The 20,241-nt window shown below is 37.0% G+C and carries 18 protein-coding genes; 7 read left to right on the forward strand and 11 right to left on the reverse strand.

The features are described from left to right. Positions 1-3 precede the first annotated feature (3 nt). The 3 genes from ESU54_RS12845 to ESU54_RS12855 are packed head-to-tail and all read right to left on the reverse strand — an operon-like array spanning position 4 to position 1,663. Positions 4-219, reverse strand: a complete 216-nt coding sequence (locus tag ESU54_RS12845; protein WP_111844065.1) for a DUF4266 domain-containing protein — start codon at positions 217-219, stop codon at positions 4-6. 15 nt (positions 220-234) lie between these two features. Further along, positions 235-1,224 carry an FAD:protein FMN transferase gene (locus ESU54_RS12850; protein WP_111844066.1) on the reverse strand — a complete coding sequence of 330 codons (990 nt, stop codon included), beginning with the start codon at positions 1,222-1,224 and terminating at the stop codon, positions 235-237. Between the two features lies 1 nt (position 1,225). Then, the gene (locus ESU54_RS12855) at positions 1,226-1,663 is read right to left on the reverse strand and encodes a thioredoxin family protein (RefSeq protein WP_111844067.1); all 438 of its coding nucleotides are present in this window, start codon (positions 1,661-1,663) and stop codon (positions 1,226-1,228) included. 141 nt (positions 1,664-1,804) lie between these two features. On the opposite strand from ESU54_RS12855, the gene ctlX reads away from it, so the two are divergent. After that, positions 1,805-2,737 carry a citrulline utilization hydrolase CtlX gene (ctlX, locus tag ESU54_RS12860; protein WP_235004560.1) on the forward strand — a complete coding sequence of 311 codons (933 nt, stop codon included), beginning with the start codon at positions 1,805-1,807 and terminating at the stop codon, positions 2,735-2,737. Positions 2,738-2,739: 2 nt separating this feature from the next. On the opposite strand, the gene ESU54_RS12865 is transcribed toward ctlX, so the two are convergent. Then, positions 2,740-4,173: an SDR family oxidoreductase gene (locus ESU54_RS12865; protein WP_111844069.1), complete on the reverse strand. Its 1,434-nt coding sequence runs from the start codon at positions 4,171-4,173 to the stop codon at positions 2,740-2,742. Between the two features lie 127 nt (positions 4,174-4,300). Between ESU54_RS12865 and ESU54_RS12870 the strand changes: the two genes are divergently transcribed. After that, positions 4,301-4,507: a hypothetical protein gene (locus ESU54_RS12870; protein ID WP_111844070.1), complete on the forward strand. Its 207-nt coding sequence runs from the start codon at positions 4,301-4,303 to the stop codon at positions 4,505-4,507. Positions 4,508-4,510: 3 nt separating this feature from the next. On the opposite strand, the gene ESU54_RS12875 is transcribed toward ESU54_RS12870, so the two are convergent. After that, positions 4,511-5,143: a MarC family NAAT transporter gene (locus ESU54_RS12875; protein ID WP_111844071.1), complete on the reverse strand. Its 633-nt coding sequence runs from the start codon at positions 5,141-5,143 to the stop codon at positions 4,511-4,513. Positions 5,144-5,290: 147 nt separating this feature from the next. On the opposite strand from ESU54_RS12875, the gene argS reads away from it, so the two are divergent. Next, positions 5,291-7,090: an arginine--tRNA ligase gene (argS, locus tag ESU54_RS12880; protein WP_111844072.1), complete on the forward strand. Its 1,800-nt coding sequence runs from the start codon at positions 5,291-5,293 to the stop codon at positions 7,088-7,090. Between the two features lie 3 nt (positions 7,091-7,093). On the opposite strand, the gene ESU54_RS12885 is transcribed toward argS, so the two are convergent. From ESU54_RS12885 to ESU54_RS12895, 3 genes are read right to left on the reverse strand one after another with little or no spacing between them, the layout of a single operon-like run. Then, positions 7,094-9,655: a TonB-dependent receptor gene (locus ESU54_RS12885; RefSeq protein WP_111844073.1), complete on the reverse strand. Its 2,562-nt coding sequence runs from the start codon at positions 9,653-9,655 to the stop codon at positions 7,094-7,096. After that, positions 9,636-10,547, reverse strand: coding sequence for a FecR family protein (locus ESU54_RS12890; RefSeq protein WP_160113265.1), 912 nt, complete (start codon positions 10,545-10,547; stop codon positions 9,636-9,638). Before ESU54_RS12890 ends, ESU54_RS12885 begins: the two co-directional genes overlap by 20 nt. A 56-nt stretch (positions 10,548-10,603) precedes the next feature. Beyond that, on the reverse strand, positions 10,604-11,113 hold the full coding sequence (locus ESU54_RS12895; RefSeq protein WP_111844075.1) for an RNA polymerase sigma factor: 510 nt from the start codon (positions 11,111-11,113) through the stop codon (positions 10,604-10,606). Positions 11,114-11,219: 106 nt separating this feature from the next. Here ESU54_RS12895 and ESU54_RS12900 point away from each other — a divergent pair, with 106 nt between their 5' ends. From ESU54_RS12900 to ESU54_RS12910, 3 genes are all read left to right on the forward strand, one after another. Continuing rightward, positions 11,220-12,983 (forward strand): hypothetical protein, encoded by a 1,764-nt coding sequence (locus tag ESU54_RS12900; protein ID WP_111844076.1) that lies wholly within the window; start codon positions 11,220-11,222, stop codon positions 12,981-12,983. A 45-nt stretch (positions 12,984-13,028) separates the two neighbouring features. After that, complete coding sequence (locus ESU54_RS12905; protein ID WP_235004561.1) at positions 13,029-13,496, forward strand: hypothetical protein; 468 nt, start codon at positions 13,029-13,031, stop codon at positions 13,494-13,496. 163 nt (positions 13,497-13,659) lie between these two features. Next, on the forward strand, positions 13,660-15,162 hold the full coding sequence (locus ESU54_RS12910) for a hypothetical protein (protein WP_111844077.1): 1,503 nt from the start codon (positions 13,660-13,662) through the stop codon (positions 15,160-15,162). A 75-nt stretch (positions 15,163-15,237) separates the two neighbouring features. Here ESU54_RS12910 and ESU54_RS12915 read toward each other — a convergent pair whose 3' ends face one another. Next, positions 15,238-16,734 carry a M28 family peptidase gene (locus ESU54_RS12915; protein ID WP_111844078.1) on the reverse strand — a complete coding sequence of 499 codons (1,497 nt, stop codon included), beginning with the start codon at positions 16,732-16,734 and terminating at the stop codon, positions 15,238-15,240. Between the two features lie 183 nt (positions 16,735-16,917). On the opposite strand from ESU54_RS12915, the gene ESU54_RS12920 reads away from it, so the two are divergent. Continuing rightward, a complete protein-coding gene (locus ESU54_RS12920) occupies positions 16,918-17,874 on the forward strand; it encodes a fasciclin domain-containing protein (protein WP_111844079.1) in 957 nt (318 codons plus the stop codon). Between the two features lie 72 nt (positions 17,875-17,946). On the opposite strand, the gene ESU54_RS12925 is transcribed toward ESU54_RS12920, so the two are convergent. Further along, on the reverse strand, positions 17,947-18,573 hold the full coding sequence (locus tag ESU54_RS12925) for a carbonic anhydrase (RefSeq protein ID WP_111844080.1): 627 nt from the start codon (positions 18,571-18,573) through the stop codon (positions 17,947-17,949). A 106-nt stretch (positions 18,574-18,679) separates the two neighbouring features. Then, the gene (locus ESU54_RS12930) at positions 18,680-20,200 is read right to left on the reverse strand and encodes a tetratricopeptide repeat protein (protein ID WP_111844081.1); all 1,521 of its coding nucleotides are present in this window, start codon (positions 20,198-20,200) and stop codon (positions 18,680-18,682) included. Positions 20,201-20,241: the final 41 nt, after the last annotated feature.

Genomic DNA, 20,241 nt, shown 5'->3' on the forward strand with positions numbered 1-20,241 from the left:
TCTTTAATTACAGCCGCAACCGCCACCAGTTTTACCTCCGTTAGCACCTGAGGCAGCTTCACGATATGCCTGTGCGTTAATCTCGAACCTGTCCGCGGGTTTGTCTCCCAAAACCATATCGGGATCATTGAGTTTCACTTTTTCGTATTCTTTTACAACTGTACAAGAATTCAAAGTTCCCAATGTTATGATTGCTGAAAGCAGTAATAGCTTTTTCATATTTTTTTAGGCTTTCTAGTTTTTTAAAGTTTCAATTTCTATATTTTTTGAAGTGAAAATCTCACCTTTTTCATCAATAACAATGCATTCTATTTTTGGTAATTGATTTATAAAATCAATCCCAACATCCTTTCCCATTACAAAGATAGAAGTGGCCAGAGCATCGGCAATTTCGGCTTTTGGAGCAAATACTGTGGCGCTTATAATTCCGGTGGCGGGATACCCTGTGCGTGGATCAATAATGTGGGTATAGCGAACACCGTTAAATGTAACGTATTTCTCGTAATTGCCGGAGGTAACCACAGCATTATCTTTTAATGGCAATAGTGCAAAGGCTTTATTTTTATCCATTGGGTTGGTGATGGCCACTTTCCAAAACTCCCCATCGGGTTGTTTTCCCCAGGTGTTCATATCTCCTGAAGCATTTATTATTCCTGCACTAACACCTTTTTCCATTAAAAGTTTTTTGGCTTTGTCGGCCGCATATCCTTTTCCAATGCCGCCAAAACCTATTTTCATTCCTTCCAACTTCAGAAAAACAGTAAAGTTTTCAGGGTCGAGAATAATATTTTGATACCCAATTTTTGCAACGGATTGTTTTATAGCTTCTTCGGAAGGCATTTGGGTCATGCTGCCGTCGAATTTCCAGATTTTATCCATGGAAGCAAAACTGATGTCAAATGCGCCTTCGGTCAATTTAGAAATCTCAACGGAACGCCCTATTAAATTGTAGAGTTCTTCATCAACCTTTATGGGTTTTATTCCGGCATTTCTATTTATTTCTGAAGTTTGCGAAGCTGGATCCCAAGAGGAAATTAGTTTTTCAATTCGAGTTATTTCCCCAACTGCAATATCAATATAACTGTTTGCTTCTGTTAAATCTTTTGCAATGACTGTAATTTCAAAACGGCTGCCCATCAATTTTAGGGTGCGTTTGAAAATTTCCTGTGCAAAAATTGAATTCACACAAAGTAGTGCAATGCATAAAAGGGCTATTTTTTTCAAACTATTTTACAAACGATTTAAGTTTTTCTATATAAGTTTTTGGCGAAGTTTTTTCGTAACCTGTTTCTCCCAAAACATTCCCTTCTTTGTCAAGAACCACTACGAATGGAAAGTAGCCTTGTTTGTTGTATTTTTCGGCAAGTTGATTATTTTTTTGCTGTTGTTCATCGGGCAGGGCATTTATCTTTTTCCTAGGAAAATCTGCTTGCAACATAACAAAATTTTCTTTTGCATATGCCTTGAATTCATCGGCACTCCATATTTCCCGATCTAGTTTTATACACGGTGCGCACCAATCACTTCCCTGAAAAACTAATATGATGGGACGATTTTCTTCGGAAGAAATTTGTTTTGCGGTTTCAAAATCGGTTTGCCATTCTTGGGCGGAGACTGTTATTGAGAATACAATAGCAGCAAATGATAAAATTATTTTCTTCATTGGGGAGTTAAATATTTTTTAAAAACGTAGTAGTCTAAAATATATTGGGCTTTAGTCAATATATTTTTAATAAACTTACATCTTCAAAACCATTTTTTCAATTTTAAATTCCTGTAAATTTGTAGCCTAAAATTTCTTCAATTGGCAAAACAAATCACAGATACAATCGTAATGATTCGCCCAGTTGCGTTCCGTATGAACGAGCAAACAGCGGTCAATAATTTTTTTCAGGAAGACATAGCGCTTAAAAATGCTGAAATTAATGCCCAAGCACAGGCTGAATTTGATGACTTCGTACAAAAACTTCGCAACGTGGGTGTAAATGTGATTGTTGAAAACGATGATTTAAGGATGGATACACCAGATTCCATTTTTCCAAATAACTGGATCAGTTTTCACGAAAATGGGGATATTGGCCTTTACCCGATGTTTGCCGAAAATCGACGCCGCGAAAGACGTGAAGATGTTTTAATCCGTTTGGAAAGCGAAGGTTTCGTCATTAATAATGTTTACGATTATACTCCAGCGGAAGACGAAGGGGTTTTTCTGGAAGGTACTGGAAGCCTATTGCTTGACCGCGTAAATCATAAGGCTTATTGTGCGCTTTCTGCTCGTGCCGATGAAGACCTGTTAATTGAATTCTGCGAAGATTTTGAATACTTGCCCGTAATCTTTACCGCAAACCAAACAGTTGGTGGCAAGCGTGTACCAATCTACCACACCAATGTAATGATGTGTCTTGCGGAAAAATTCTGCGTAATTTGCTTGGACTCAATAGACAATGCCGCTGAAAAGAAAAATGTTGTACAGCATTTAAAAAAAGACGGGAAGGAAATCATCAAGATAACCGAAGCGCAAATGCATCATTTTGCTGGTAATATGCTTCAACTTCAGGGCAAGGATAGAAAGTATTTGGTAATGAGCACTGCGGCCCATACAAGTTTAAATAAGGAACAAATTGCGGCAATCGAAAAACATTGTGAAATTTTGAGCAGCGATCTTACGACTATTGAAACTTGCGGCGGCGGAAGCGCACGCTGTATGATGGCAGAAGTATTTCTTCCGAAGGAATAAGTTTAGACCAAAGCTTCTTTTTTGGTAATATTCTTAATCATTCCGCCAAATATGAAGTAGTGAAACGGAAGCATTAAATACCAGTAAAGCCTTCCCCACAAGCCTTTCGGCCGGAACGTGGCGGTTTGTATCAATTCATTTTTATCGTTAATGCAGAATTCCAGCCAAGCTTCTCCAGGTAATTTCATTTCAGCGAAAAGTAAGAGCCTTTTACTTTCCCTGTCTGCATAAAGTACGCGCCAAAAATCCAAAACATCACCCGTATAAATTTGATCAGGATGTGTTCTGCCGCGACGTAAACCAACCCCGCCAAAAATTTTATCCATAAAGCCCCGGATTTTCCAAAGTGAATTTCCGTAATACCAACCACGATTTCCACCAATAGTCCAAATGTTGTCCAAAACCTTTTCGGGATTGTCAATTTTCAACACTTTTCTGTCTTTTAAACATCCGAATGTTGGCACTTGTATGTATTCTTTTAAATTCGAAATCCTGCCTGACACCAACGAATCTTTCCAACTTGAAATCACGAGATTTTGTTCAATTTTTATAAAGGCATTTTTGATGGCTTCTTCATAAGAAATGGGTTGGATATTTAAAATTTCCTGTAGTTTATTGTCTCTTGCAACAACTTCCATTTTCATACTGTCCACAAGGTTTACTGCAAGTTTATAAGATGTTGAAGTGACGAAATACAACCAATAAGAAGACAAGCGCGGAGACATTATTGGAACAGAAATTATCCAGAGTTTCAGGCCGCGGATTTTAGAATATTTCAGCAGCATTTCTTTATAGGTCAAAACATCGGGTCCACCAATGTCGAAAGACTGGTCAAAACATTTTTCATTGTTCAAGACGCCATAAAGAAATGCAATTACATCTCGAATTGCGATGGGTTGGATTTTGGTTTTCAACCATTTTGGTGCAACCATTACGGGTAGTTTTTCACATAAATCCCTGATTATTTCAAACGAAGAACTACCACTTCCCACCACAATTCCTGCGCGTAAGACGGTGAGATGATAATTACCTTCGTATAAAATTTCTTCTACTTTTTTACGCGAAGAAAGATGTTTGGAAAGTTGTTCTTCGTTTATAATTCCACTTAAATAAATAACCTGCTTCACAGAAGTTACAGCCATGTATTTATTGAAATTTTCAGCAGATTTAGCTTCAATTTGGTCAAAATTGCTATCAGCACCGCTCATGGAATGGATTAAATAATACGCGGCATCTATATCTTTCGGAAAGGATTCAAGGTTTACTTCTTCGGCAAAATCAACTTCAAATACGGTTACTTTTTTTGTGGTTTCTGGATCCAGTGGAAGTCGGTTCTTATCGCGAACCGCACAGATTATTTCATGTCCGTTTTCTAAAAGTTGGGGAAGCAAACGCATTCCAATATATCCATTAGCACCTGTGAGTAGAATTTTCAATTTTGGAGATTTTGTTTAAAGATAGTTGATAATAAATAAACGGTAGTTAAAAACCCGTTAAGTTATGGGCTAGCATATTTATCAAAATGGTATCTTTAAAACTTCAACCAAAAAAAAACCAAACTTTATGAAAATCCTAAAAATTGTATTGCTGATAGTAGGCGTAGTTTTGATCGTCTTTGGATTGTATAATGCATTTGTTCCACAGCAAGTTCTGGATATTGGACCGCTGGAAGTGAATGCCAAGGAAGGATTGACCAATCAAACCTTGGGAATGATTGGTATCGGGGTTTTAGCGTTGATTGCTGGTGCGTTACTAAAAAATCGCCGCTAATTTTTAAATATTTATTGTTTTAAAAATAGAAATCACTGCGGCACTGATATACTCTACGCCGATGGAAATTACTATAAATCCAACAATTCTTGAAATAGCGTTGATGCCTGAAGCTCCCAAAAATTTACTGATGTAGTGAGAGCTTCTCAAAATAATATAAGTTGCCAAACCAACTGCCAACACTGCCAAAACAACCAATAATATATCGCTCGATTCTTGGTATTTCTGATTAAAAGTTATTAATAAGGAAATGGATCCCGGTCCTGCAAGCATTGGTATAGCTAAGGGTGTAAGCGAAAATTTCTCGCGTTTGTCCAAATCTTTTTGAACCCGTTTGTTTTTCATCCCTTTGTGCTTTGAAAATGTGCCGGTTAAAAGTGCGAAACCGGAAGTAACTATTATCATCCCGCCCGCAATGCGCAGCGCGTTCAAACTTATTCCGAAAAAAGCCAACAAATAAGTTCCTGCGAAGAAGGAAATAATTAAAATAGCAATCACATTTACGGTGGTTAAAAGTGAGGTTCTATTTCGCTCTTGTGTACTCTCATCACTAGTTAATCCTACAAATACGGGTACCGTTCCCAATGGGTTTATCACCGAAAAAAGTGCAGCGAAAACATATAAAAAAATGTCCATAGTTTTTTCGGCAAAGGACGCTAGCTTTTAGAATTTGAAGTTTACCAAAACTTTAAATGAAGGTTATTTGATAGCTTCGAAAAATTCGGAAAATTGAAAACAGAATTAAGAGTTCAAAAAAGTATCTTTGCACTTTAAAATTTTAGTATGACACTTCAACAAACATTGGAAACCCAAATTAAAACTGCAGTAGAAAAACTGTACGGAGCAACTCTTGAATCTGTAGAATTGCAGGCCACCCGCAAGGATTTTGAGGGTGATATTACTGCTGTTGTTTTCCCGATGTTGAGAGTTGTTAAAGGAAATCCAGTACAGATTGGAGAGGCAATTGGCAACTATTTGGTTGAAAATGTTGCAGAGATTGAAAAATTCAACGTGGTTCAGGGTTTTTTGAATATTGTTTTGAGTGATGCGTATTATTTGAATTTCTTTAATTCAGTTGATGATTTTTCCTCCTTCGGAAAAGTTCCACAGGGTAATGAAGCTATGATGGTAGAATATTCTTCTCCAAACACCAACAAACCTTTGCATTTGGGTCACGTTCGAAATGTTTTGTTAGGATATTCAGTTGCCGAAATTGAAAAGGCAGCAGGAAAAAAAGTCTATAAAACACAAATCATCAACGATCGCGGAATTCATATTTGTAAAAGTATGCTTGCTTGGGAAAAATTCGGAAATGGCGAAACACCTGATTCTGCAGATTTGAAAGGCGATAAGCTCGTTGGTAATTATTATGTAAAATTTGACAAAGAATATAAGAAACAAATTGAAGTTTTAAAGCAAGATGGTAAAACCGAAGAAGAAGCCAAGGTACAAGCCCCGCTTTTAAAGGAAGCACAGCAAATGCTTCTTAAATGGGAAGCTGGCGATAAAGAAACAGTAGCGCTTTGGAACAAAATGAACGGCTGGGTTTATAAAGGTTTTGAGGAAACTTATAAGTCTATCGGCGTAGATTTTGACTTTTATTATTACGAAAGTGATACCTATCTTTTAGGAAAGGATATTATAGAGGAAGGTATAAAAAAAGACGTCTTTTTTATGAAAGACGATGGTTCCGTTTGGTGCGATTTAACGGAAGATGGGTTAGATGAAAAGCTTGTGTTACGAAGTGATGGCACCGCCGTCTATATGACGCAAGATATTGGTACTGCCGTGCAGCGTGTAAAAGACCACCCTGATGTTGGTGGAATGATTTACACCGTGGGCAACGAGCAAGATTACCATTTTAAAGTATTGTTTTTAATTCTGAAAAAATTGGGTTACAGTTGGTCCAAAAACTTGTTTCATTTAAGTTATGGAATGGTGGATTTGCCCTCGGGAAAAATGAAAAGTCGCGAAGGAACAGTTGTTGATGCTGACGATTTGATTGCACAAATGACTGAAACTGCCCGAACTATTTCTGAAGAACTTGGAAAAATTGACGATTTTTCAAAAGAAGAAAAAGAGCAGCTTTACAAAATGATCGGGTTGGGCGCTTTGAAATATTATATTCTAAAAGTAGATCCAAAAAAACGAATTCTTTTCAACCCCGAAGAAAGCGTAGATTTTCAAGGAAATACGGGGCCTTTTATACAATATACTTATGCGCGAATTCAGTCTATTTTAAGAAAAGCTGGGGAGGTCTCGACGGAGCCTGTCTTGAGCGGAGACGAAAGGCTCGACCTGACAGCTTTTGAAATGCATCCAAAGGAAAAAGAGCTTATAAAAATGATTCAGCAATATCCCGAAACAATTCAATTTGCTGCGGAAAATTATAGCCCTGCTTTAATTGCTAACTATACTTATGATTTGGTGAAGGAATTCAACAGTTTCTACCAAAATGTGCCTATTTTGGCAACGGATAACGAAACTGAAAAAGCGTTCCGTGTGAAGATTTCAAGAGCTGTTGGTGAGATTATTAAAAGTGCTTTTGCGCTTTTAGGTATCGAGGTTCCGGAGCGCATGTAATTTTTAAAACAAAACCTGAAACGAAAAGTTTGGTGTAATTCCCAAAGAAATTTCCTCAATTTGATTTACGGTTATCTCATTGTTTTCATCCCGTGCCAAGGCATAGCGGATGTTAATAGTGTTTTCGGTATTCAACAAGTTTAAAAGCGCAATGTTTATTTTGGCATCAATGGAAGGAGATAGTTTCCAAAGATATTCCGCAGAAATATCTGTACGAAAATAGTCTGGTAATCGCTCATTATTTGGAATATCAAATTGAATAGTTGTTATCCCACCTTCTGTGGTTGTTTCAAAATTTTGCAACGGAATTGTATAGGGTTTTCCGCTGTGCCAATTCAGTCCTAAAGCAACTTTCAAAGCATTCCATGAATAAGTTCCTGCAAGTGTAGCGGAATGCTGAATATCCAGATTGTTTGGAAACGTTGATGGTTCGAGACCTTCAAATTCATAATCGTTTTTACTATACATATAACTCAGCCAAGTGCTGAATGATTTTGTTTTTTTATTTACCACAATTTCGGCGCCTTTTACGGTATAATTTCCAATGGCTCTAGAAAATTGAAACTGATTCTGTAGTCCTTGATTTGCACTATTTATATCATCCACTATTTTATAGAACCCTTCCACATTCATAAAAAGTCCCTTCTTGCTGTAAACAAGCCCAGCAGAAGCTTGTTTACTTTTAATAATAGGTGTGTTTTCTTCGTCAGCCAAAATCCATCTTCTTTTTTCAATACCGAGAAAATCACTTTCAAAATCGATTCGTTGCGTAGTGCTTTGACTTTTGAATTCACCCAAAACCTCAACGGCAAAACCCTTCGCCAATTTTTGATGCAAACTCAATCGAGGTTCTATCAAAATTTCTTCAAACTTCGAAAAATAATTCCCTCTCACTCCTCCAAAAATGGAGGTTTTTTGATTGGTGGACATATAATTCAATCCCGCAAAAAGCGCGTGTGTTCGCAAAACATTTTTTTCGTAATTGCGAAACCGCGGTAGATTTACATCTTGGGTGTTAGCAATACCTATTTCGGAAAAATTATAGCCCGTTTGCAATTTTAAAGTTTGCGAAAGCCAGATGTTTGCGTCTAGTTTAACGCCAGTTTCCAAAACTTCGTTTTTTTGTATTTGTTCTTGGGTAGTGAAAATATCTTTATTGGTAGCATCTAGCAGATAATAAGTGCCGTAAAGCAAAGCAGTAGTTTCAATTTTATCATTCCACCTACGGTTCCATGAAACACCTCCCAACAAGCTGCGTTGGTCCAATTCACTGGTTTTGGATTGGGAATTGGTTTCCAAAGTTTCAGTGAAATCCAGTGAATTATCAATTGTCAAAAAGTTGATACGCACTTTATCTTTTTCTGAAATATCCCACAACAATTTGGTGCTGAAATCGTAAAAACTGAAATTTTCATCAGTAGCGATTGCGACATTATTCTCCGTGTTTTCAATATTCGAAACTTCACTGTCCTGAAAAATACGTTTGGTATAATTTTTATAAATGGGCGATTCCCAAAGATGGTTGATTGATTTTCGAGCGGCAACTTGAATACCGAGTTTTTCTGAAATGGGAATATCCAAAAATCCGTTTCCGTTTATCAAATTGAAACCAATTCCAGCTTCAGTTTCTGAGGAAATGGTATTTTTTGAATGCATATCGATTACACTCGAAACTCCTTCGCCAAAACGAATGTTGGTTCCATTTTTATATACTGTTACGTTTTTGGTGATATCTGGGTTTACAGCCGAAATGAGGCCAAAAAAATGTCCGCTTTGATACATTTTTATATCATCCCAAAGCATTAGGTTTTCATCATGCGTTCCGCCGCGAATGTTGATGTTTGAAATAGTTTCATCCACACTTTCCACGCCTGGTAGGGCTTGCGCAATCTGCAACACATCGTTTTCTACTTGTCCCGGTAAGAGACCGAAATTTTGAGTAGAAATTATGATGGAACCATCCTGGTTTTTATCGATTCCTTTAGTGAAAATATTTTGGACCATCACTGCCTCCAATTCAGAAACCGAAGGAACTAAAAGCAGGGCAGAACAATCATTGGATAAGCTGGAAGTGCTTTTTTTAATTGAAGTATAGCCAACAAACGAAACCGTATAGTTTACATTTTTGTTTTGCATGGGAATATAGAAAAAGCCTTCGGCGTTTGAAATTGTATTGAACGAGTTATTTTCTGAAATAATCGTCGCACCTTCTAATGGCAATTGGGTTTCAAAATCTATAATCCGACCGCAAAGACTGCCGTCATTTTCTTTGGAAGTAATACTGATATAGCGTTCGTTGATGCGGTGGTAAATTAAAGGCGTGTTCTTCCGAAGGTGGGAAAGCACATTTTCTAAGGAATTGTTATCCTTTGAAAGTGGCTTCAGTGTAATTTGTTCTACTTCTTCCCGAACGTAGGAAAACCGAACATTGTACTCCTCTTCCAAAGATTTCAAATAGGTCAAGAGGGTAGTATCATCAGATTCCTGTGCTACGGATTTGGCTCCGAAAGCAAAGAAAACTAAGAAGAAAACAAGGATTTTGTAGCTACTTGCTATTTTTGGCATGAATGCTTACGACTCCGTTTTTATTTATTTTATAGTTCAGTTGAAGGGGCTCACAAATGGCTTTTAATGCAAGATCAAGGTTTTCGTGGGTGAAGCTTCCGGTAAATCTTTTTTCAGAATCAATATCTTCTAAATTAACCTTAACAGGGTATTGTCTTTCAACTTCTTTCAGAACAATTGGCAGTGGTGCGTTTTCAAAATTGCTTTCGTTGGCAAGCCATATAGGTGAAGCGTTTTCAGTAGCTTCATTAATTGCTAACTTTCCGTTTTCAATTTGTATTTTGCTTCCTGCGGGCACCTTTACAAGTGTATCATTGAAAGCTACACTAACCAAACCTTCGTAACAGGAAACCTCAAAAAATCCATCTCTCGCAAAAACATTGAACTGCGTTCCTAAAACACTTACAATACCTTCAACGGTTTTTACGCTGAATTTATTTCCTTTTTTCACTTTGAAGTAAGCTTCCCCATCCAAAGAGAGCTCGCGAGAATCGGACCAGTTTTTTTTGTTGTATGTGATTTGTGAACCTGCGTTTAGCACAACTTCAGAATTATCTGGCAATGCAAAAGTTTTGGTCTGAGCGATTTCAGTTTTCACCGAAGTGTCTAACATAGAAATGTAATAATAGCTGCTCAGCAAAACTGCAAAGACCGCGGCAACTTTCCAAACAATTGAAAATATGTTCGGCTTATGAAGTTGGTGAACAGGTTTTAGCTGGTTTGAAATGGCTTCAAAGTTTGCTTCACTGTCCATTTTAGGTACTCCAAAATTAGAACTGGCAGTTGCAATTTGAACATACGAAGCATATTCTGGATCGGCTTTTAACTGTTCCAGTTCCTCGGGAGTGGCTTCGTTGTTCAGCCATTTGTGTAATAAGTAATCTTTCTCCATTTTCTTTGTATTCATAAGTGAAACAGCCGAAGTGCTTGTTACCCTACCTTAAAATTTTAAATATTTCCTATTTCTTTCCGAAGTGTTGCCAAAGCTTGGCTCATGCGTTTTTCCACTGCTTTCTCTGAAATATTCAACATTTCTGCAATTTCAGCATATTTTTTTCCTTCTATTCTATTTAACAGAAAAGCAGTGCGCTGGGCTTCGGTAAGATTTTCAAGTGAGGTTTTAAGTTTCTCATGAAATTGGGCTTCTTCCATCAAAAACTCAGGGGACTGGAAATTTGTGTGGTCGTTTTGACTTTTGGCGTGTTTTAAAACCACTTTTTTGTGAGCCATTTCATTTAAAAAAGCATTGTTGCAAACGGTGTATAAAAATGATTTTGCTTTTTCTTTCGTTATCTTAGCGCAGTTTTGCCACAATTTTATGAAAGCCTCCTGCACCAAATCATCAGCTTGCGCCCCATCACCACATTTGAAATAGATAAAACGCCAAACCGGCTTTCCATGAGTTTCATAAAGACGGTTGAATGTATTTTCATTACAAACATTTTCAGGCTCTTTCATAAAGGTGGTTGGTTGGCTTCAAATATATTTAAAAGTTTTTCAAGTTGGAGGGTAGGGTAAATTTTAATTTATTTGTTATTAATATAAACCACTTAACACAGCTAGTGTGAAAAAAATATACATCCTCCGTTTTTTCCTTCTGCTTTTTATTGGCATTGTATTTTTTTCATGCCAGAAAGAGGAAAAGGAATATATTGATGAAACTCCTGCGGATACCATAACTGCAGGCTCTCCATTAACTGGTCTGTTATTGCGCACCTCACAGAATCCAGGCAGTTACGATGATATAATTGATGGAAATGGTTGTGCTTCTGTAGTGCTCCCCATTACGGTTGTTGCAAACGGACAACAGCTAACAATCAATATTCCCGATGATGTTTTATTGATTCAACAAATCTTCAATCAGTTTCCAAACGATACGGATACTCTAGAAATAGCGTTCCCAATTACCCTCGAGCTTTTTGATTTTACACAGTTAGAAGTAAACACTCAAGCTGAGTTGGACGCTCTTGCCGCCACTTGTGGTGTAAATGATGTTGAAATTGGATGTTTGGATTTTGTATATCCTATTTCTTTTTTCACCTACAATTCAGATCAACAGCAAACAGGTTCTGTGTTTGTGAATAATGATTTAGAGCTTTTCAGCTTTCTGCAAGGATTGGGCCCGAATGATTTTATTAGTTTGGATTTTCCAATTTCGGTAATCCTTGTTGATGGTTCAACATCAGAAGTGAACAGCAACCAACAATTACAAACCTTGATTGCAGATTGTGTGGCAAATACAAATAACAATCCCATAGATATTTCGCAATTTGAAGAAGATTTAACAACTGGGAATTGGTATGTTGAATACTATTTTAATGATTATGACGAAACTGATAATTATGCCGGATATGAATTTAACTTTGCTTTAGATGGAACGGCTCAAGCGGTAAAATCTGGAACTACCATATCTGGAACTTGGGCGCTCGTGAACGATTTTAAATTCGATCTTTTCTTCGGAACAAATGCGCCGTTGAATGAGTTTGACGAAGATTGGGAAATACTTGAAGCAACCTCAGAAATCATTAAGCTGAAACACATTAGTGGAAGTGATGGTAGTGTAGATTATTTAACGTTTGGCCGCAATCCTAATACCGGCGGAAACAATACTGAACTAAATCTTTTCATAGAGAACCTGAGTACAGGAAGTTGGTTCGTGAATTTGCTGGAGGAAAATGGAACCGACCACACTGCAAATTTCAATGAATATGAATTTGCGTTCTTAAGAAATGGTTCTGCTATTGCCGTGAGCAACAACAATACAATCAATGGTTTTTGGACTGCTGCAATAGATAGTGGCAATTTAGATTTCATTCTAAATTTTGAAACAGGCACTAACGGCAATTTCGGTGAACTGAACGACGATTGGGATGTTTTGGAAGCCACACAAACCATTATTCGTCTTTCTGACGTGAGTGGTGGCGGGGGTAGAACAGATCGTCTTACTTTCGGCCGGGAACCAAATGGCGGTGGAGGAGGTGGTCCAGATCCGCAGGAACTTCGTGATATTCTTCAATCGGGCACTTGGTATATTGAAAAGTATTTAGACGATGGCGATGATGAAACTTCAGATTATTCTGGCTATGATTTTACCTTCTTTGCCAATCAGAATATTTTGGCTACAAATGGATCGCAAAATGTGGATGGAATATGGATCGTAACATTGACCGGCCAAGAATTAAATTTTGAATTTAATATGGACAGTCCCATAAATGGTGCGGATAATGATGAATATAAAGCATTGCAATATTCACCAACCTCAGTAACCTTTATCACCCGAAATAGCCAAGGTGAAATTGAAGATACTTTGATTTTCAAAAAAAATTAAACAACAATATTTTAATCAAATACTAATCGCAAAATATAATAAACAATGAAAACCCTTTTAAATGCAATTCTTGTAATTTTTATTTACACTGGCCTCGCAATGTCTTGTAATAAAGATGATGACAACAATCAACAGCAAAATACAACCGTTGAACAAACCATAAATACTGTACAAAGCGGCACTTGGAAAGTCACTTACTTTTTTGACTCTGATCAGGATGAAACTGATCATTTTACTGGTTATGCTTTTACTTTCAATGAAAATGGTTCCTTGGCAGCTATAAAAGGAAGTACGACAATTACAGGAACTTGGTCTGTAACGGATAGTAATTCTAGTGACGATGATGGAGGTTCAAGTGGTGCCGATTTTAATATTTTCTTTGCTTCGCCTCCAGATTTTGAAGACCTTTCTGATGATTGGGATATTATTTCGGTGAGCAATTCAAAAATTGAATTAACCGATGTAAGCGGCGGCAATGGAGGTACGGACTTTTTAACATTTGAAAGAATCTAAAAATCACTTTCATCTTCTAAAAAAAACCATCCTATTTTCGGATGGTTTTTTTATTCCCTTTTTTTCAGTGAATTTCTCTGTTTCAAATAAAAATTATAAATGTATGGTAGGGTTTTCTTTAGGTTGTCTGTCTTAATTATATAAAACATAAAAATAAACAACCATGAATAAATTAATCAAACTCACATTTTCAGCTTTCTTATTAATTTTTTTAGTAAGCTCTTGTACAACAGAAGATTCACAGCCTTTTGATGATTCGAACACAGATATTGTAGCCGTAGATTCCGAACTCGGAAATTTATTGCTTCGCACTACGGACGGCAACAATAATTCTTCAATAGATTGTATTGATCTTGTTTATCCGCTTACCTTCTTTATCTACAATTCAAATCAGCAGCAAACCGGAACGCAGACGGTGGGCAACGATGGTGAACTACTTGCCTTATTGCTTTCCTTAGATCCGGGAACTTATATTGCCTTGCAATTTCCAATAAGTGTTGTATTGCAGGATGGCACTACGGTTCAAGTAAATAGCAATGCAGAATTAGTAACATTAATTTCGGATTGCTCATCTAATGGAGGAGGTTTTCCTTCAGATTTTGAAACCATATTGACCACAGGTTCTTGGTTTGTCACATATTATTTCGATGACACAGATGAAACGAGCGATTTTGCTGGTTATGAATTTACATTCGCTACAGACAATACCGCACAAGCCGTAAGTACTTCCAATACAGTTGATGGCACTTGGAGCTTGACAAATAGCAATACCCCGGATCTAAATTTTTTCTTTGGAACCAATGCTCCTTTTGATGAACTTGATGAAGATTGGGACATTATTGAAGCAACCCAAGATATCATTAAATTGAAACACATTAGTGGTGGCGACGGCAGTGTAGACTTTTTAACTTACGAACGAACACCGAACGGCGGCGGCGGCGGAAACACTTCTGAATTTACGGATAATTTGACAAATAATGTATGGTATGTAAACCTATTGGAAGATAACGGAAATAATAAGACTTGTGATTATGTAGCTTATGAATTCAAATTCAACGCAAATGAAACAGTTACTGCAATAAGCACGAACAACACGGTTAACGGTATCTGGACAGTTACTAATAGCAGTAGTGGGATAGATCTTATTCTGAACTTCGAGATATCCGGAAGCAATGATCCTTTTGAAGATTTAAATGATGATTGGGACGTAACCAGTTTTGACGCCCAAATCATAAAATTAATTGATGTTAGCGGAGGTAACGGTGGAACAGATTATCTGAATTTTGGAAGAAACCCTTACGGAGATTGTAATGGAGGAGGAAACACCACAGAGCTGACCAATATTCTAATGGATGGACAATGGTATGTGCAAAGCTATATAGACGATGGCAATGACGAAACCAACGATTACAATGGTTACGCACTGACTTTTAAACCTGATGGGAACGTGAGTGCAGAAAACAGCAACAATACAATTAACGGAACTTGGAGTGTTGTTAACAGCAGCAATGGTCTTGACGTAATATTAGATTTTGGAACCGCTATGCCTTTTGACGAATTTAATGACGATTGGGATGTTGTTACATATACAAACACCAGAGTTGAACTCTTTGATGTTAGTGGAGGCAACGGTGGTACTGATTACTTAACTTTTCAAAAACTATAATTGTTTTTTTAATCCCTACGATTAAGCCACGGTTTCCCGTGGCTTTTTTGTTTTAGTGAAATAGGTTTAAAAATGTTAATTCTTATATAAAACCTTTCCTGCTTCTTCATATTTATCCCCCTTAGTCCAAGTAGGGGTCTTAGTATCATTTGCAATTAAACGGCCAGCCAAAACGTAGCTCTGAAAAAATTTCAATAAATAGTCGTAATCCAAAGTGTCTGCCTCATCCCCAGCTTGATGATAATATTTAGTAACATCGCCGTCAAAAGATTTAAATCCCAATGAAAAAGTAGGGGCTGGGATGCCTTTTTTAGCAAACATTACATTATCACTGCGATCAAAAAGATTTTGATCCGGAGCGGCATCATCAATTGCTGTTAGGCCAAAAGTTGTGGCGGCTTCTTTTATGTTTTCAGACGCTGTTGTTCTTGGCAATCCAATTACCGAAATTACTGAAGTATCGTTATAACCCGCATTATCACTATTAAAACAATAAACCATTTTGTTTAGAGGAAGTACAGGGTTTTCAACATAATATTCGCTTCCCAGTAATCCTTTTTCTTCTCCTGTGAAAAGAATAAATAATGCCGAACGTTTTGCTGGGTATTTTGCAATGTTTTCGGCCATACTTAAAACCGTTGTTGTTCCCACAGCATTGTCCCTCGCACCATTGTAAATTACATCACCAGTTTCATCGGGTTTACCAATACCCACATGATCGTAATGTGCGGAATAAATAATAAATTCATTTTTTAATTGTGGATCTGTTCCTTCAACCATCCCAATTACATTTTGAGAAATAATAGTTTTTTTCTCTTCACCTTCCATCATAAGTTTTGCACTCAATTTGTCCTTAGTTCCAAGTGCATTCGCCAGAATATTATTTTCATCGTGTACCCAAAGATATGCGAGTCCTTTTTCTTTGCTATTTTTGTCATCAGCAATTTCAAGACGGTCACCATTAAAACTGTGGTCGATATATTCCCAAATTATTTCGTTTGTGTCCACAAGTTCAATTACTGCAACCGCGCCATGTTCTTTTGCCAATTGCTCTTTTTGTTCAATCAAGCCAAAGGCGGCACGAGTATCAGTAACTTTTGGCCCACCTGACCTTACAATTACAATTTTTTCAGAGACATCTTTTCCCTTATAATCACTTTCAAGACCATAACCTAAATACACGGCCTCTCCCGTAAACTCCATTTTGTTTGGCTTTATAGCTACTTTTTTCTTTAACTCTTTGCCATCTATAGCCAAAAGCAGACGTTTTATGGGGGTTATTTGGTTCAATTTTACTTCTTGAAAATAGCTTTCTGTACTTGAACCTTTTAAGACATTTTGTGTAACTGGTATTACACCATAGCCTCTAAGGGTATTGGCAAGATAGGAAGCTGCAACCTTATTTTCGGGTGTGCCCGTGGCGCGGCCTTTTAAAAGATCGTCCGCAAGAAAATAGATATGCCCTTCAATTTTGTTTTTAGTTACGGTGCTTTCTACTTTTTCTTTTTCAGATTGAGAGAATAGAGTGCTTGTGCATAATATAATCGAAAAAAATATAAAGATGTATTTCATAATTTAATTTGAGAATTGGTTAAAACTTGCTATAAAGATAAGTTTTGTATTGAAACTATAAATTTATTTTATTAAAATTTTGTTTAACTTTTAACTAAAAAAGATAAACAAAAGTTAAAGTTCTTTTTACAAGGAAACGCATTCAATAGATTTGCTGCTCATAAAAACCTTAACTATATAACAATGAAAAACTTATTAAAAATTTCTATGATTGTTTTCATCGCAATAGGAATAACTTCTTGTAGTGATGATGACGATAACAATCCGAACCCTCCAACAAACACAATCGCAGATTTTGTAGCATCAAATGATGATTATTCTTCTTTGGAAGCAGCATTAGATAAAGCTGGCCTTACAGCAACGCTGGCAGGACAAGGAGATTTTACCGTTTTTGCCCCTAACAATGCTGCCTTTGCTGCATTTTTAACTGCAAATGGATTTGCTTCTTTGGATGATGTTCCAACAGATTTACTTAAAAATGTGTTGTTAAACCACGTTTTAAGTGGTAAAGTAATGGCGGCTGATTTGAGTACTGGCTACATTAACTCTTTGGCAACCGAAGCATCTTCAGGAGAAAACTTGAGTATGTATGTAAACACTACATCTGGTGTAAAATTAAATGGAATTTCCACTGTAACAACTGCAGATGTTGCTGTTGACAATGGAGTAATTCACGCTGTTAATTCAGTAATTGGCTTGCCAACAGTAGTTACTTTTGCTACAGCAGATCCAACTTTCACCACTTTGGTAGCGGCTTTAACGCGTTATGATCAACCCGATTATGTGGCCGTACTATCAACCCCTGCGGGAACTAGCCCTGCGCCATTTACAGTTTTTGCTCCAACCAATGATGCTTTTGTGGCACTATTGGCTGAACTTGGCGCGAGTGGATTAAATGATATTGATGGGCCTGTATTAACAGCGGCCTTAAATACCCACGTGATTGCAGGTGCTAATGTTCGTGCTGAAGATTTGGTAAATGGTACTGTAAGTACTTTAGGTGATGATTTGGTTATTGATGCTGGAAATGCAACCATAACAGATCCTAACGGACGCGTTAGTAATATTATAGTAGTGAACGTTCAAGCCGCTAATGGCGTTGTTCATGTAATTGATAAAGTACTTCTTCCCCAATTGTAATAATTGCTTTGTAGATGAAATGCCGTTTTCCAATTCAGGAAAGCGGCATTTTTATTTAGAGACTTATCTAAATTAATCTAAATGATAAATTTCCATTATCCCTTTCAGCACTGTATCAAAATCAATTTTTAAATCTATCAATTTTCCTGTTTCCATATCCATTACCCAGCCGTGTACTGTTAGGTTTCGGTTTCGATAAGCTATTTGTACATCTGCGGTTTTAATAACGTTAACGCACTGTTCCTGTACATTCAGTTCTACAAGCCGACGGTATTTTTCTTCTTCGGTTTTTAATTGGTTGAGTTCTTGATTGTGCAATCTATAAACATCGCGAATGTTTCGTAACCAAGGATTTAAAATCCCCAAATCCTGACTTTGCATTGCGGCTTTTACACCGCCGCAACCGTAATGGCCACAAACAATTATATGGCTTACTTTCAAATGGCTCACCGCATAATTGACTACGCTCATCGCACTGAGGTCTAAGTTTGAAACCATATTTGCAATATTTCGCATCACGAAAGCCTCTCCTGGTTTAGCACCCATAATTTCTTCGGCAGTAACGCGGCTGTCACTGCACCCAATGTAAAGCACGTCGGGATTTTGGCCTTCGGAAAGATTTTTGAAATAATCAGGATCTGTGCCTAATTTTTCGTTTACCCAGGCTTCATTGTTTTTGAAAATTTGATCGATATTCATGGTTTTTTCTGAAGTTTTTTTCAGAATTTAAAGATAAGTAAAAGCCTTTTTGCCCACAAAGTGGAAATTGAAAATTTAAGTACTATACTTTTTGAAGTTTGTAAACTCAAATTACTTGTTTTGTTTTTTCTATTCCTTTTAAAACACGCAACCTACCAGGGCCAATTTTTAGGGCAAGCTCATACTGTTTTGCGGCCTCTTCTTTTCTTGTTTGGGTGAGCAGCCAATCTGCGTAAAGCTCATGCGTAGGCTTTTGGATGGACGGTGGTCCATAACTGTAACTTATACTGTTTTCAATATCAATAGACTTTATAAAATATTCTTCTGCAAATTTTGTATTATTATCCAGTTCAGCACGAAGTGCCAATAATTGGTTTTGCCTAATTTCAGCTTCCTTTAAATCCATTTTTGTAGCTTCATCGCGGGTAACCCCTGAACAAAGTTTTGAACTGCCTTCTGAAACAACAAACGATTCCCTTTTGTGGTCTTGGTCCATAACATTGAGTATACTGTCAAGTTTTTGTGTGTTGCCTGTTTTAAAAGCTTTCATCCCTTCCAGAAAGTGATATTTGGAGCGGACGGAAATGTTCAAATCTGTTATGTTTACAGGAATATTAGCTACTTCATCTTCCCATTCATCGGTCTCGATTAAATAGGTTCCTTTTAAAAACACCAAATATACCCGTGCATTTTTTGATAAGTTTTCGGCAGCATATTTTTTCATATCAAGCACCATTTTTTTTGCTTCTTTATAATTTCCTTTTTGAAGATAGCCATATTCCAGCCAATGGAAAGCGTGATATCCGCGGGCATCATTGTTTAGATTTTTCTCTTCCATTCTATTGATACTCGCTTGGTATGAAGCAATATTGGAAGAAATTACATTATCCCACATACCCATTGCAACATATATATGGGAAGGCATATGCAGCGCATGGCTGGCATCTGGAGCTACTTTTGAATATGCATTGGCGGCATCCAAAGCAAGGGTAGCGTGATCCGGATCATCATAGGAATGTATTAAATAATGAAGTGCACCGGGATGGTTTGGATTTTCTTTTAAAATACCTTGAGCAATTTTTGCTCCTTTCCCATAAATATTATCATCCCTTCCTTCAGGTACTGAACCTAATAATGACAAAGCATAAAAAGCGGCCACTTCTTGATTGACAGGATATTTTTGGTATAAACCTTCCATAAAATTTGAATACTCAAGATCTCGTTGCTTTTTTTCTGTTTTTGGCTGATATAATATGTGTACAGATTCAATTAAATCCTGTTCAATTTCTGTTGTATTTTTTGCTATATCAATGCTGTCAAGCTTTTCTAAAACAGCTGCTGCAGCTTCATAATCTTGTTCGTGCCACAAGCTGTGGTTATAGGTCATCGCCTCGCCCCAATAGGCCATGGGCATTTTTGGGTCTTCCTTTTGTGCTTCTTGAAAAGCTTCTCGAGCATCTTCATACTCAAAGGAATGCAAAAACAATAATCCCTTTTCAAAATGAGGCTGGGCACTTTCCTTTCCGCTGATCGTAATGTTTACAACGCCTAGATAATTTTTTTTTGTTTCCTGTTGCTTGCAAGAAAAGATAAAAAATAATATAAAGAAAGAAGCTAAAAGTCTCATAATAAATAATTTATAGAATGGTCTAAAGGTAACAATTTCAG

This window comes from Aequorivita antarctica (assembly GCF_007997155.1).
Taxonomy (GTDB): Bacteria; Bacteroidota; Bacteroidia; order Flavobacteriales; family Flavobacteriaceae; genus Aequorivita; species Aequorivita antarctica.